Here is a 13248-nt window from a genome sequence, read left to right as displayed (position 1 = left end):
ATGAACTTCAACAGCTTTTATCCAGTTTTAATGACAGACAAAGTAGAAGAAACTGGGAATTTCTATCGGAATTTTTTTGGTTTCTCAACGGTTTTTCAAACTGATTGGTACATTAGCTTAAAAAAGGAGGAGACTGGACACGAATTAGCTATATTAGATAAAAGACATGAGACGGTACCAAGTCCGTTTAATCAAGATGTGCAAGGTTTAATTCTTAATTTGGAAGTAGATGATGTTGACCAGTTCTACCAAACATTAGTGAGAGAAAAAAAGCTACCTCTTCATTTAGATATACGTGATGAAGCATTTGGGCAGCGGCATTTCATTACGAGTGACCCGAATGGAGTATTAATCGATGTTATTACAATTATCCCACCAGAACAGTCCTACCAAGAACAATATAATGAAGAAATATGGAAGGAATAAAGGGGGATGAGTGAATATGTCCCGTTAAAATATTATTTTGATGCACAATTAGCCAAACGATTATCCAGTCTAATTGAAGCTCATGATTCAACTTTTCCATCGGATTCATTTATCCACCATGTTTCTAAGCGTGTAGAAAATAAGGAATTAAAAGCTCGAGTGGAAGTAATTGCAGATGAATTGCATAGTCACTTACCTCTTGATTATGAACAAGCGTTACTTATTTTATTGAACATATTAGGACCTGAAAATGATACGGAAGAGGGCATGTTTACAAATGGATACTTTCTTATGCCAGTCGCTACGTTTGTTGAAAAATATGGTCAAGATCATTTTGACACATCGATGAATGCGATGTATGAAATTACGAAACGACATACTTCTGAATATGCGATTAGACCATACCTTGCCCGCGATATTAACAGATGCTTAGCCTATTTTCAAGAATGGAAGTCCGATTCTAATTCACACGTAAGAAGGCTCGTTAGTGAAGGTACTCGTCCAAGACTTCCATGGGCTAAAAAAATTGAACCAATCAAGAATGATCCTAGGCAAAATTTAACTCTAATAAAAGGGTTAATAAATGATCCCTCTCCCTATGTTCAAAAGTCTGTTGCGAATCATATTAATGATCTGACCAAAGATTACTCGATGATTGTGCTATCATGGTTAAGTGAGTATATGGATCAAAATAATAATATAAATTCTAAAGTGATTAAGCATGGATTAAGGACATTATTGAAGCAAAAAGATTCTAAAGCAGAAGAACTGGTCCATGTAATCAATAATCGGTAAAAAAGGTGGAACATAATGAGAAGAACAAAAGAAGAGGCTTCCATTACTATAAAACGAATAATGGATATCGCAAAACAGCAATTCAGAGAAAAAGGGTATGCGCATGTAACTTTAGAGGATATTGTGAAGGAGGCAAATCTAACTAGAGGTGCTATCTATCACCATTTTAAAAATAAAAAAGGATTATTCCTGGCTGTTTTTGAGGAAGTTCAAATGGAAATTGCTAACAAAGTGGAAGCGGAGGCAGAGAAAAGTGATGATTTGTGGGTACAGCTCCTGAATGGTTGTCGAGCTTTTATCGATTCCGCTGCAGAGGATAAAAATCAACGAATCTTGTTAATTGATGGACCTGCGGTACTTGGGTGGGATACGTTTCGAAGGATGGATCAAAAGTATTCGATGAGTTCTTTAAAAGAACATTTGCACCTAATGCTGGAACATGGGGTTATTGTCATAAATCATACATCTATTGATGCATTAACACATAGTCTATCCGGTGCGATGAATGAGGCTGCACTATGGATTGCAGAAAATCCAGATCATCAACAATCAAGTAGAGAGGTAATGTATACCATTGAGTCTTTTCTAACTGGCTTTAAACCAGCAACTGATAAGTAGAAATCTATCCCTAGAACAAATGAATAAGCACGTATTAAATTTAAAGCACTCACAAACGTTCCATAAAGTTTGTGGGTGTTTCTTTAATTAGAGTGGGGTCAGGTTCGTTGTCCCACTGGGACAATGAACCTGACCCCACGTCCCGCACTGGAAAATTCGACTATTTTTGTGGGGAAGCTGGTTATAGATAATCGTGATTTAAGCTATATCATGGGCTTTCCAGAAGCGGTTATTGGAAAGTCGAATATTTATTATCGTTCAGAGACACTGATTCGAGATGTTTTGATTGTCGGTACGATTGTTATTGTAGTGGTAACTTTAATTGCATTGTTGTTTGGGTATTTCTTCAGCAATCGATTAACTAAACCTTTGGTACAAATCATTGAGGGAATCCAAAGCTTAGCCAAAGGTAATTTTCGACAGACCTACCATCCGAAGGGGATTTATAAACAAGTATTTCAGAATCTAAATGATTTATCTACTACCTTAAAGTCAAATGAGACGGAACAATTGAAGCTGGAAAAAACAAGGGAAGAATGGGTGACAAATATTACGCATGATATTAAAACCCCACTTGCCTCAATTAAGGGATACTCAGAATTGCTGCAGGATTACGAGCTTGATTATACAGAAAAGAAACGATATACAGATATCATTCTTGATAAGTCAGATTATATTGAGCGTTTAATAGACGATTTAAACCTTACGTATAAATTAAGAAGTACGTCCGTTCCTGTGAAAAAAGATAAAGAAGATTTAGTTGAGGTGGTTAGAGAATCGATTATTCAAATTTTAAATCACCCTTTATATGAAGATGTTAATCTTGATTTTTCTACGGAATTAGATGCATATCCATTTCATTGTGATCGAACTTTGATACAACGAGCTATGATAAATTTGATCTATAATGCAATTGTTCATAATCCTTCCGATACCTTGATTCAAGTGAGTATTCAACAAAAACAAGAACATGTCCATCTAGTCATCGAAGATCATGGTAAGGGTATTCCGAGAGAGGAATTAGAGGATTTGTTTACACGCTACTACCGTGGAACCAATACAGGTGAATCCCATAAGGGGAGCGGCTTAGGATTGGCTATTGCACAACAGATTGTAAAGGCCCATGGTGGACAAATTGAAGTGGAGAGTAAATTAGGTGTTGGAACTAGGGTTTGGGTTGTTTTTTAGTGGGTAAGTGTGATTTTGGTATTGGTGAAGGGGGGGCAATCGTATATTCAGTTGTTTATCGGTACAACATAACAGAGTAAAATATGAGAAGGATATCAATTGTAGAGACGAAAGTTGTTGGAGAACAACCCGAAGATGGCAGGAATAGGTGAATTGAAAATGGAAGCTATCAAACTAAAAGCGAATGATGGTTTAGAATTGTCCGTTGCACTTTCTGAAGCAAAAGAAACGAAAGCATTGGTTCAAATGATTCATGGTGCTCAGGAACATAAAGAAAGATATTATGAATTCATTGAATTTTTAACGGAAAATGGCTTCACTGTCATCATTTCGGATACTAGAGGACATGGGGCATCGATTAATGAACACTATCCACTAGGCTATATGGATGGTGTGGGGGAAATAATTGATGACCAAATCCTTCTAACAAACTTTATAAAAAATCGTTTTCCAGGCAAGGATTTATACTTATTTGGACATTCGTTAGGTTCTTTATTTGCCAGATGCTATTTACAGGAGCATGATGCTGAAATTAAAAAATTTGTAATGAGCGGAACAGCAAATTATGTACCAGGTGTGAACCTTGGCATTTTCCTTGGAAGAGTTGTCATGTTATTCTCCGGAAAACATGGTTATAGCAGATTTATTCGTAATTTAAGTGGGAATAACAAAGATGATTCCTGGCTGAGTGCTAGTCTGTCAAATTTGGAAAGATATCGAAACGATCCTTTATGCCAATATGATTATCAAAATAGTGCTATGTTAACGGTGTTTAGTGCGGATAGCAACTTGCATAACTATCATAAATTCAAATGCAGGAATCCTGACTTACAAATTCTAAGTGTAACTGGAGCTGACGATCCCATAACAGGAGGTGAAAAAGGTTTAAAAGAATCATTAGATTCATTGAGAAAAATAGGATACCAACACATATCTAGTATCGTCTATCCTGGATTGAAGCATGAAGTTCTTAACGAAGAAACAAACGAAATCGTTTATAGAGATATTGTAGACTTTCTATCAAAATAATGGGACAAGGGATCCGACCCCATGGTTCGATTCGACAAATTTCGGGGAGTGACAGGCACCGACAGCATCCGATAATACAATTTACTTCATTCCGAGTAGTCCTTTGTTAATGAAGTTGTTAATTAGTTCGGCCATTTCTTTTGGTGATTTATCCATTCCGTTGTATAGCCACATTTTCATCACTTGAATGCTTCCGTTCACGATAAATGTGCTCAAATACTCGGAAATCTCTTTCTCAAGGTTGCTAACCTTCATCCATTTCTCCATAATAAAACGTTGAGCTACAACCGTTACTTTCTTTTGAAAGGAGGAATCCCCATTTTTATTGAGGAGGGTTCGACATTCGGTTTGCTTGGAAGCAAAGTATTCGATCAACTTTTCAGTCATTTGCAAAGCTTCTTCTGTCTGCTCAAAATTATATGTACTCAGGTACGTATTCATATCCTCTATTAATTCATCTTCAATTTGTTCCAGAAGGTCAAACTGGTCGGAATAATGGGTATAGAACGTGGAACGGTTGATATCAGCCAGCTTACAAAGTTCTTTGACCGTAATTGCAGTTATTGGCTTTTCTCCTAATAACTTCATAAGACTATCCTTTAACACCATCCGTGTGTATTTTTTTCTACGATCTAATTTTTCGGAAGTAATGGGGAATCCTCTCCTTATAAATTTTTAAGTTATCCAACACAATGAAGTAATATGTTGGGGAATGTACTTATTTTACAATACTGTTTGTTGTAAATCCAACACTGTGTTTATATAATGAAAAAGTGAAATTTTGTTTACGTAAGAAAGGGTGAATAGCTATAGGAATAGCAGCACGAATCATAAAACAAAAAAAGCCCATTGTAATTTCTTTTCTTATCATTGCAGTTATTAGTACCATTGCTCAGTTTTTTGTTGGTGTTAATTACAATATGGTAGATTACTTACCAGAAGAAGCGCAATCCACGAAGGCAATGGATATCATGGAACAAGAATTTGATGGATCTGTTCCAAATACGAGAATCATGATTCACGACGTTACGGTTCAAGAAGCGCTTATTTTTAAGGATCAGCTTTCTTCTATCGATGGAGTGACTGATGTTACTTGGTTAGATGATGCCATTGATATAAAAACACCAATAGAAATAGCTGATGAGGATACCGTTGAATCATATTATAAGAATAATAATGCATTATTTACCTTCAGTATTCGTGAAGGAGATGAAGTGGAGATTACGGATGCTATCTATGACTTAATTGGTGAAGATAATGCCATGTCAGGTGAGGCACTAGATACTGCCACGCAACAAAAGATGGCTTTTACTGAAACCATGTATGCGGCAGCATTATTGATACCGATCATCGTAATCATTTTAATTTTATCCACGAATTCCTGGGTAGAACCGATATTCTTCCTAACCGCAATCGGTGTTTCCGTATTGATTAACTTAGGAACGAACATATTCCTTGGCGAAATATCCTTCGTTACGCAATCCGTTGCACCGATATTACAGCTAGCAGTTTCGCTAGACTATGCTATTTTCCTACTTCATAGTTTTTCAGATTATCGAAAGAAAGTAGCAGATCCAACTGAAGCCATGCAGCTTGCAATGAAGAGATCATTCCCGGCTATTATTGCTAGTGCGTCAACTACGTTCTTTGGTTTTACGGCACTAACATTTATGAACTTTGAAATTGGCTCGGATTTAGGACTTAATCTAGTAAAAGGAATTGTATTAAGCTTTATTAGTGTTATGGTCTTTTTACCAGCTCTAACACTCATGTTTTATAAATGGATTGATAAAACAAAGCACAAACCAATTATTCCGAGCTTTAAAAATATTGGGAGTAAGGTTGTGAAACTCAAAGTACCTAGTTTGTTGCTCGTATTGCTTCTCATCGTCCCGGCATATTTGGCACAGGGCCAAACTACTTTCACATATGGTATTGGGGAGCAGCCTGATTCTACTCGTGCTGGAAGTGATGTCATCAAAATTGAAGAGGAATTCGGAAAGAGTACACAAATGGTTTTACTAGTTCCAAAAGGGGACATCGCTAAAGAAGAAGAATTAGTGCAAGATTTAAATAATTTGGACCATGTAACAAGTATTCTTTCGTACGTCAACACGGTCAGTGCAGCAATTCCACCTGAATATTTAGAGGAGTCTGTAACCGAACAGTTTTATTCAGAAAATTACAGTCGGATCATTCTTAACACAAGCACTGCTACTGAGGGAGAGGTGGTATTCGGGTTAATTGAGGAAGTTCAACAGACGGCCGAAAGTTATTATGGTGATGACGTCTATTCTCTTGGGGAGAGCGTGACATTATATGACATGAAAAATGTCGTTCAAAAGGATAATACAGTCGTTAATTTACTAACGGTTATTACGATTGCAATTGTACTGTTGATCACGTTTAAATCCATCACATTTCCAATTATTCTTCTGCTTACGATTCAGTCAGCTGTTTGGATTAACTTATCCGTTCCATACTTTACAGATTCTTCTCTGGTGTATGTGGGGTATCTAATCATTAGTACGGTACAGCTTGCTGCGACGGTCGATTATGCAATTCTTCTTACCGAAGCGTATAAGGAGAACAGAAAAGAAATGCCAGCCTTAAAAGCGATTAAGAAAACAATCGATGAGAAACTTTTTGCGATTGCTATTTCAGCTTCGATTTTATCCAGTGTCGGATTTATTTTATGGATTACTTCATCCAATCCGATCGTTGGCTCTATCGGATTATTACTAGGGCGAGGGGCATTACTTGCTTTTATTATGGTAGTATTTTTCCTACCTGCCATGTTACTGGTATTTGATAAGTTAATAGATAAAACTACATGGAAAGCAAATTATTATAAGGAGAAATGATGATGAGGAGAATGAAAAAAATACTAATTGTTTTAGCAGCTGTAATCCTTGTATTGCCGTCATTTCTTGCAACTGCTTCAACAAATGACAGCAACTCAGAGGAAGTTGACCCTAAAAAGGATGGGGAGGTTTCCTCAAAGGATGAAGTGGTATATGCAACACTAAGTGCAACTGGTGAGGGACAAGAAATCTATGTGGTGAACACATTAGATGTTGAAAAAGAAGGAAAGATTGTTGATTACGGGTCCTATACTAGCCTTAAGAACTTAACCGATTTATCCGAAATAGAACAAGTTGAAGATAAAGTACAGTTCACTGCACCAAAGGGAAAATTTTATTACCAAGGGAATATGAATGATGAACCATTACCATGGGACATTTCGATTACGTATTTCTTAGACGGAGAGGAGATTTCCCCTGAAGATTTAGCTGGTAAAGATGGCCACGTACAAATTCGAATTGAAACATCGGCGAATGAAGACGTGAATCGAGTATTTTTTGAAAACTATTTATTGCAAATTGCCCTTACGCTAGATTCGACTATCTATAACAATATTAAGACAGAAGACGGAATGGTTGCTAATGCTGGTAAAAACAAGCAAGTGACATTTACTGTAATGCCCGAAAATGAAGAAGAACTTGTAGTAGAAGCTGATGTGGAAGGTTTTGAGTTAGAAGGTATTGAAATCTCAGGTGTTCCATCATCGATGTCGATTGAATCACCGGATATAGGAGAAATGACTGGTGATATGAAATCTCTAACTGATGCCATTTCTGACCTAAACAATGGTGTGGCTGAGTTAAATGATGGAGTTTCGGAACTAAATAATGGTGTAGCGGACTTAGAAGAGGGTTCCAAGCAATATCAAAATGGAATATCTGATCTAGATGATGCTTCCACTGATCTTGTGAACGGATCGAAAGACATTGAGCAAGCTCTTGAAACAATTAGCGATTCACTTGGCAATTCGGAAGGAATGGATCTAAGTGAGTTGGGTCAGCTTGCAGATGGTCTTACGCAACTATCAAATGGTTTAAAGGAAACGTCAGAAGGATTAACATTACTTAAAGATAATTATGCGAACGCCTATCGTGCGTTAGATGGTGCAATGGAGGATATTCCGGCATATAACATTTCCGAAGAAGAAATACAGAAGTTGTATTCAAGCGGAGCGGATCAGAGGGTAGTGGATCAATTAGTGGATACGTATGTTAAAGCCCAGACTGCAAAAGGAACGTACGCCCAAGTAAAGGGAGGCTTTGATGCAGTTGATGTAACTTTAGAAGAAGTTATTGGTGCACTAAACGAAATGGCTACTAATCTAGACTCCATGGCAAATGGGCTATCTTCTTCTTTAGAAGGTATGGATGCAGCAGGTGATTTCGCCCAATTACAGGAAGGATTAGCCACCCTTTCTTCCAATTATAAAGAATTTCACGCTGGATTGGTTGACTATACTGGGGGAGTTAACCAACTTTCTAACTCCTATCAAGAGTTACACAGTGGGATCGAAGAATTATCTGTGGGAACAAATGAATTAGACACTGGTGTAGGTGAACTTTACGACGGTACAAGTGAGTTACATGAATCTACTAGTGATTTACCAGATCAAATGACAGAGGAAATAGATGAGATGATGGCAGATTATGATAAATCTGATTTTGAAGCTGTATCCTTTGTTTCGACCGAAAACGAAAAAATTAATTCGGTTCAGTTTGTGTTCAAAACAAAAAGTATTATGTACGAAGAACCGGAAACGACCGAAGAACCAGTAGAAGAAGCAAAAGGCTTCTGGGCTCGTTTGAAGGATCTATTTTCATAAGAGGTATTAGTTTTTTGAAGCATGTGAATTTCGTAGAGAATTTCACATGCTTTTTTACTTATAGGAATTTAAACTTTCCTACCCACGCATAAGTGCAACTATGTCATTCACCATAAAGGCTTGGAAAATGTAGAGGTTAGGCGCGAAGGAAGGACTATGTATGATATTCTTTTAGAAATACGATGTCCTCGTTTGATAGGGGCTGATTATTCACTAATAAGCTATTGTTTTTTATTTTTTCTATATTAATTTTACCATCTTCTAATTTGTCTTCTGTCAAAATGCACGGAATGCTATTTTTAACTAGATTTCCCTCCATATCATAAAATAAATAACCCTCTTTATCGTCATAAATGAAGGAGTTAATTTTCATATTTGGGGTAATGAACAAGGTGATTTTCTCATTTTCATTCCAAATTAGTTTAATGAGAATTTTTTTCTTTATCTTCTTTTCTACTAAAGCATTCAAAGCATTTAATGAAATAGTCTCTTCCATTGTTTTCCTCCATGTATATCATTGGTAGTTCGATCTTATTATAACTTATTTAGGAAAAAAGATAAGTGATTTTCCTCGTTTGGAGAGTTACTAGTCGTCGCTCCTAAGTTAGTTTGCTTGTGCATGGGGTTGAAAAACAGCAAAACTGAAACATTCCAAAGAGCTATTTCGTATTACTTAGTAACTTAAAAGTTAATGAACGGTGGTGAAGGAATGAGTTTAATTATGGGGTTACTGTTTCTCTTGATTGTAGGTTATTATATCTACAAATTTATAGAAGTTATTATTGAAATGAAGAATGAAATTATTTTACCTATAACCGAGGAGGATATTTCAGATATTAGAAAATACCCACAGAAAGAAGTAGATTATCCAGTTTATTCGAAACAAAGGGTTGGAATTATTTTATACGCTTTCCTACTTTTATTTCCTGCTATTATAATTATTGTCGGTATGTTTTTCCAAATGGATAATTGGTATCTTTATCCGATGGTTGTTCTCCCACTAACCTATTCAACTGATGTATTAAACTTATTTGCGATTACAAAGGACGGTATACTAAGTGGAAATAGCTTTATTCCTTGGAAAAAAATCAAGTCTTATGATTTTTATCCAATAGATATTAATCATCGATATTATGGACATTCTAGAGAAGTAAATGACCGTTATGAGTTAATAATCAGGTCAAAAGTTCGTAGGTTAAGCTGTGTGGTGACTTCCGACGATATGAAAGAAAAGCTGGATAGGTTATTAGAGGAGTATATCGGTACTAGTAAGCAGCGTGATTAGATGAATATATGTTAGTTAAGAATTGCTAATCCTCTATAAATATGTGTTAAAGAGTTACATAGTGCAATTTAGTTGAACAACAGGAATCTCGCGTTGATAGGACCCTGAATCAATAGAAAATCAGGGTCAGTAGTTAATGAGGCTGGCTAAATACGGTCAAAGTCATTCCTACCAGGTTGAAAATTAGTTTGACCACTACTAAATTGTCCTAAGTCTAATCCTGCTGATGCTTGAGTGCTTTGGTTAGTTGGATTTCGTAGTTGGTACTGTTGAATTAATTCCTGGATTTCTTGTAGCTGCTGTTCGGCTCTTTGTTCTAAGTTAACTTCTTGATTCTGTTCCTGTATGCTTTGTTTTTGATTTGGTTGAAGGTTTTGCTCTCTTTGCTGCTCCATTTGATTGATAATTTGTTTTATTTGATTAAGTACTTTTAGAGCTTCGTTTGTCATTTTTTACTCTCCTTTCAAAGTTAATTTGCCTGTTACGAGTTCAGTTATGCACCATATATGTGTAATATAGAATTATATAATTTAATATATAGAAGGAGATAGCATGAAAATTAATTTAGTAATTTTTATTTCATCTATAAAAGAACCCGAATTAGCAACACCTGCTTGCATGATAAAAACAATAGAATCTGATTTTCGACCTGTGAAGGGAGATATAATAGATGATCCGGGATTCGATCCTAGATACCATAATGGTTATGAAGTAGTAAAGGTAACCATAAATTATGTAACGAAGGAATGCTTTGTTTCTCTACAACCACTAGTAATAGAACTTGAAGAAATTTGTATGAATACGTACGTGGAGAAGCTAGAAGAGAACGGCTGGCGGAGGATGTCTACTCAACAGTAGATATTACCTGTCTTTTTTCTTAATTTAAGACAAGGATCTAACCTTTTATAAGGTTAGGTCTTTTTTCTTTTCCTATATAATTCGACAAGTGACAGGCACCTGTCGTGTTAATTTTCTGTTAATTTTATTGACATTATTACTTTTCTTGAATAGTATCAAATTAAAGTTGATTAACTTTGATAAGATTCACTAATTTAAACGTGAAAAGTGGCTGTTCTAGATTTGCATGAACTCTCTTAATCATTACTCCTTTCGTGTGCCTCTATCATTAAATTCATTGTAATAGACCATTTAATTTTCCATTTCGTATAAGCAGGATCAAAGTATAAAAAGTGAGTTCAAATAAATTATGTTTGGAGGAATTTGATGAAAGCAATTGTATCTAAACAATACGGTTCACCTGATACGCTTGAATTAAAAAAGGTCGAAAAACCAATACCAGAAAATAATCAAGTATTAGTAAAAATTCATGCTGCATCGGTGAATTATGGAAATTTAGTACTGCTAAAAGGTGAACCATTTTTAGCACGTTTTGCCTATGGTCTTTTTAAACCTAAATACTCAATACCTGGCGGTGACATAGCTGGTACGGTTGAAGAAGTTGGTAAACATGTAACTCAGTTTCAACCAGGTGATGAGGTGTATGGTGATTTATCTAGTTTTGGCTGGGGAGGTTTTGCGGAATATGTTGCGGTTCCTGAACCAGCATTGTCTGCTAAACCTAACAGTCTATCATTTGAAGAAGCAGCAGCCGTTCCTACAGCAGCAGTTACAGCTTTACAGGCACTAAGGGATGAAGGAAAGATTCAATCGGGGAATAAGGTTTTGATTTATGGTGCTTCAGGTGGTGTTGGAACTTTTGCTGTGCAAATTGCTAAAAGTTTTGGAGCAGAAGTAACGGCAGTTTGTAGTACGAGAAATGTAGAAAATATGCGAATTATCGGTGCAGATCATGTAATTGACTATAAGAAAGAGGATTTTGTAAAAAGAACAGAGCAGTATGACCTAATTTTAGGTATTAACGGTCAACAACCAATTTCAGTCTATAAGCGTGCGCTACGTTCAAATGGGATCTTTGTTCATGTAGGAGGTTCCCAAAAACAAATGTTTCAAGCTATGATCCAAGGACCATGGATTTCAATGACTGGTAATAGGAAGATACGTACTTTTTTACAAAAAAACAATAAAAAGGATCTAGAATTTATAAAAGAACTTATTGAAGCTGGGCAAGTAAAACCTGTAATTGACCGAACTTACCTATTGAATGAAGTCCAGGATGCTTTCAAGTACTTACAAGAAGGTCATGCGAAAGGGAAAATTGTTATTACTGTAGTTGCATAGAAATATATACGATAAATATAAATGATAAATTAGTGAAAGGAGAGATTTCTTGGTTAATTACTTTAATGATAATTTGGTTCAAACGAGAAATAACCTACTAAAAGAGATTAGTTCTTTGAAAAGTGATGTGTTTAATAACAAGCCTAATAAAGAAAAGTGGAGTATTGCTCAAGTTTGCCATCATTTAGTTTTAGTTGAACAGGCAACTATTATAGCGGTTAAATGGGGATTAAAAGAGAATAATCGCATGAATAAAGATCGTAAAAATATCCACCTTTTGTTGGATCGAACAATCAAAAGAATAGCACCGAAAATTGTTGAACCAGATGAAGGCCCTTTTGAAGTGCAACAAATAATAGATATGTTTCATGACTCAAGGGAAAAATTGATGGATTTATTAGCAAGTATAGAAGATCAATCTATATTAATGGAGATTTCCGTGAAACATCCTTCCTTTGGGGAACTACCACTACATCAATGGGTAGAGGTAGTATACTTACATGAACAGCGGCATATTGAACAAATAAAAGAGGGAAAATCAATATAACTGTGGAGTGTTAATTCATGGTATTGTGGTTTTGGAAGCTAGATAAATGAAAAAAGTGCTTACGAATGTTGTAAAAACAACTTTGTCAGCACTTTTTATTTTTGAAAGATTATCATACAAGATTAGGATGAAAGGTAATCATAGGGAGTGTAATATAAACTGTGTAAGTAAGAAATGCGTACGGTTTCTTACTCACACAGTTTTTTATTTGGTAGAATAATAACTATAAAGCTAAAGGAGTGTTTTAAATGGGCAAACCCAAAAGAGATCCTAACTCCGTAGAATTAGCTAACAAGATTATTGAACAGTATCAACCAAAGTCTGTAGAGGATATGCAAGATGCATTAAAAGACATATTCGGACCGAAGTTTGAATCAATGTTAAAAGGTGAAATGAATCATCATTTGGGCTATGAATCCAATGATAAAGGAGAAAAGGAAACAAACAATAGACGGAACGGGTATGGAAAAAAGA

15 protein-coding genes are annotated in these 13248 nt (G+C 35.7%); 12 read left to right on the top strand and 3 right to left on the bottom strand.

The genetic code is table 11. The features are described 5' to 3' along the window. The 5 genes from GMD78_RS18345 (at window position 1) to GMD78_RS18325 (ending at window position 4056) form a co-directional block, all read left to right on the top strand. A complete protein-coding gene (locus tag GMD78_RS18345; protein ID WP_196493865.1) occupies window positions 1-426 on the top strand; it encodes a VOC family protein in 426 nt (141 codons plus the stop codon). 6 nt (window positions 427-432) lie between these two features. Then, on the top strand, window positions 433-1221 hold the full coding sequence (locus GMD78_RS18340; protein WP_155670999.1) for a DNA alkylation repair protein: 789 nt from the start codon (window positions 433-435) through the stop codon (window positions 1219-1221). A 15-nt stretch (window positions 1222-1236) separates the two neighbouring features. Then, window positions 1237-1839, top strand: coding sequence for a TetR/AcrR family transcriptional regulator (locus GMD78_RS18335; RefSeq protein ID WP_155670997.1), 603 nt, complete (start codon window positions 1237-1239; stop codon window positions 1837-1839). 123 nt (window positions 1840-1962) lie between these two features. Continuing rightward, on the top strand, window positions 1963-3027 hold the full coding sequence (locus GMD78_RS18330) for a sensor histidine kinase (protein ID WP_155670995.1): 1065 nt from the start codon (window positions 1963-1965) through the stop codon (window positions 3025-3027). A gap of 135 nt (window positions 3028-3162) precedes the next feature. Continuing rightward, entirely contained in the window at window positions 3163-4056 is an 894-nt protein-coding gene (locus GMD78_RS18325; RefSeq protein ID WP_196493864.1) for an alpha/beta hydrolase, read from the top strand. An 81-nt stretch (window positions 4057-4137) separates the two neighbouring features. Here GMD78_RS18325 and GMD78_RS18320 read toward each other — a convergent pair whose 3' ends face one another. Continuing rightward, complete coding sequence (locus GMD78_RS18320) at window positions 4138-4644, bottom strand: TetR/AcrR family transcriptional regulator (protein ID WP_246187699.1); 507 nt, start codon at window positions 4642-4644, stop codon at window positions 4138-4140. 332 nt (window positions 4645-4976) lie between these two features. On the opposite strand from GMD78_RS18320, the gene GMD78_RS18315 reads away from it, so the two are divergent. Both GMD78_RS18315 and GMD78_RS18310 read left to right on the top strand, forming a co-directional pair. Continuing rightward, complete coding sequence (locus GMD78_RS18315; protein ID WP_155670988.1) at window positions 4977-6920, top strand: efflux RND transporter permease subunit; 1944 nt, start codon at window positions 4977-4979, stop codon at window positions 6918-6920. A 2-nt stretch (window positions 6921-6922) separates the two neighbouring features. Further along, entirely contained in the window at window positions 6923-8743 is a 1821-nt protein-coding gene (locus tag GMD78_RS18310) for a YhgE/Pip domain-containing protein (RefSeq protein WP_155670986.1), read from the top strand. Window positions 8744-8897: 154 nt separating this feature from the next. Here GMD78_RS18310 and GMD78_RS18305 read toward each other — a convergent pair whose 3' ends face one another. Next, window positions 8898-9239, bottom strand: a complete 342-nt coding sequence (locus GMD78_RS18305; protein WP_155670984.1) for a hypothetical protein — start codon at window positions 9237-9239, stop codon at window positions 8898-8900. A 213-nt stretch (window positions 9240-9452) separates the two neighbouring features. Here GMD78_RS18305 and GMD78_RS18300 point away from each other — a divergent pair, with 213 nt between their 5' ends. Continuing rightward, window positions 9453-10028 carry a DUF5673 domain-containing protein gene (locus GMD78_RS18300; RefSeq protein ID WP_155670982.1) on the top strand — a complete coding sequence of 192 codons (576 nt, stop codon included), beginning with the start codon at window positions 9453-9455 and terminating at the stop codon, window positions 10026-10028. 146 nt (window positions 10029-10174) lie between these two features. Here GMD78_RS18300 and GMD78_RS18295 read toward each other — a convergent pair whose 3' ends face one another. Then, window positions 10175-10477, bottom strand: a complete 303-nt coding sequence (locus GMD78_RS18295) for a hypothetical protein (RefSeq protein ID WP_155670980.1) — start codon at window positions 10475-10477, stop codon at window positions 10175-10177. A gap of 103 nt (window positions 10478-10580) precedes the next feature. Here GMD78_RS18295 and GMD78_RS18290 point away from each other — a divergent pair, with 103 nt between their 5' ends. The 4 genes from GMD78_RS18290 to GMD78_RS18275 all read left to right on the top strand — a co-directional run. After that, window positions 10581-10886, top strand: coding sequence for a hypothetical protein (locus GMD78_RS18290; RefSeq protein ID WP_155670978.1), 306 nt, complete (start codon window positions 10581-10583; stop codon window positions 10884-10886). A 366-nt stretch (window positions 10887-11252) separates the two neighbouring features. Further along, window positions 11253-12227: an NAD(P)-dependent alcohol dehydrogenase gene (locus GMD78_RS18285; RefSeq protein ID WP_155670976.1), complete on the top strand. Its 975-nt coding sequence runs from the start codon at window positions 11253-11255 to the stop codon at window positions 12225-12227. A 49-nt stretch (window positions 12228-12276) separates the two neighbouring features. Next, window positions 12277-12774 (top strand): DinB family protein, encoded by a 498-nt coding sequence (locus GMD78_RS18280; RefSeq protein ID WP_155670974.1) that lies wholly within the window; start codon window positions 12277-12279, stop codon window positions 12772-12774. 248 nt (window positions 12775-13022) lie between these two features. Then, window positions 13023-13248 (top strand): transposase (locus GMD78_RS18275; RefSeq protein WP_196493863.1); only part of this gene is annotated, 226 nt, incomplete at its 3' end.

The organism is Ornithinibacillus caprae (genome assembly GCF_009728145.1).
Classification (GTDB): Bacteria; Bacillota; Bacilli; order Bacillales; family Amphibacillaceae; genus Ornithinibacillus; species Ornithinibacillus caprae.
The sequence above is the reverse complement of the archived record's forward strand: the minus strand, read 5'-3'. Positions and strand labels throughout refer to the sequence as shown.

What these genes read in the sequence shown, in the direction of transcription:
- GMD78_RS18320 (WP_246187699.1), bottom strand. Translation starts at nt 4,644, where the DNA reads ATGAAGTTATTAGGAGAAAAGCCAATAACTGCAATTACGGTCAAAGAA.
- GMD78_RS18335 (WP_155670997.1), top strand. Translation starts at nt 1,237, where the DNA reads ATGAGAAGAACAAAAGAAGAGGCTTCCATTACTATAAAACGAATAATG.
- GMD78_RS18340 (WP_155670999.1), top strand. Translation starts at nt 433, where the DNA reads ATGAGTGAATATGTCCCGTTAAAATATTATTTTGATGCACAATTAGCC.
- GMD78_RS18315 (WP_155670988.1), top strand. Translation starts at nt 4,977, where the DNA reads ATGGTAGATTACTTACCAGAAGAAGCGCAATCCACGAAGGCAATGGAT.
- GMD78_RS18295 (WP_155670980.1), bottom strand. Translation starts at nt 10,477, where the DNA reads ATGACAAACGAAGCTCTAAAAGTACTTAATCAAATAAAACAAATTATC.
- GMD78_RS18300 (WP_155670982.1), top strand. Translation starts at nt 9,453, where the DNA reads ATGAGTTTAATTATGGGGTTACTGTTTCTCTTGATTGTAGGTTATTAT.
- GMD78_RS18345 (WP_196493865.1), top strand. Translation starts at nt 1, where the DNA reads ATGAACTTCAACAGCTTTTATCCAGTTTTAATGACAGACAAAGTAGAA.
- GMD78_RS18310 (WP_155670986.1), top strand. Translation starts at nt 6,923, where the DNA reads ATGAGGAGAATGAAAAAAATACTAATTGTTTTAGCAGCTGTAATCCTT.
- GMD78_RS18290 (WP_155670978.1), top strand. Translation starts at nt 10,581, where the DNA reads ATGAAAATTAATTTAGTAATTTTTATTTCATCTATAAAAGAACCCGAA.
- GMD78_RS18330 (WP_155670995.1), top strand. Translation starts at nt 1,963, where the DNA reads ATGAACCTGACCCCACGTCCCGCACTGGAAAATTCGACTATTTTTGTG.
- GMD78_RS18305 (WP_155670984.1), bottom strand. Translation starts at nt 9,239, where the DNA reads ATGGAAGAGACTATTTCATTAAATGCTTTGAATGCTTTAGTAGAAAAG.
- GMD78_RS18325 (WP_196493864.1), top strand. Translation starts at nt 3,163, where the DNA reads ATGGCAGGAATAGGTGAATTGAAAATGGAAGCTATCAAACTAAAAGCG.
- GMD78_RS18285 (WP_155670976.1), top strand. Translation starts at nt 11,253, where the DNA reads ATGAAAGCAATTGTATCTAAACAATACGGTTCACCTGATACGCTTGAA.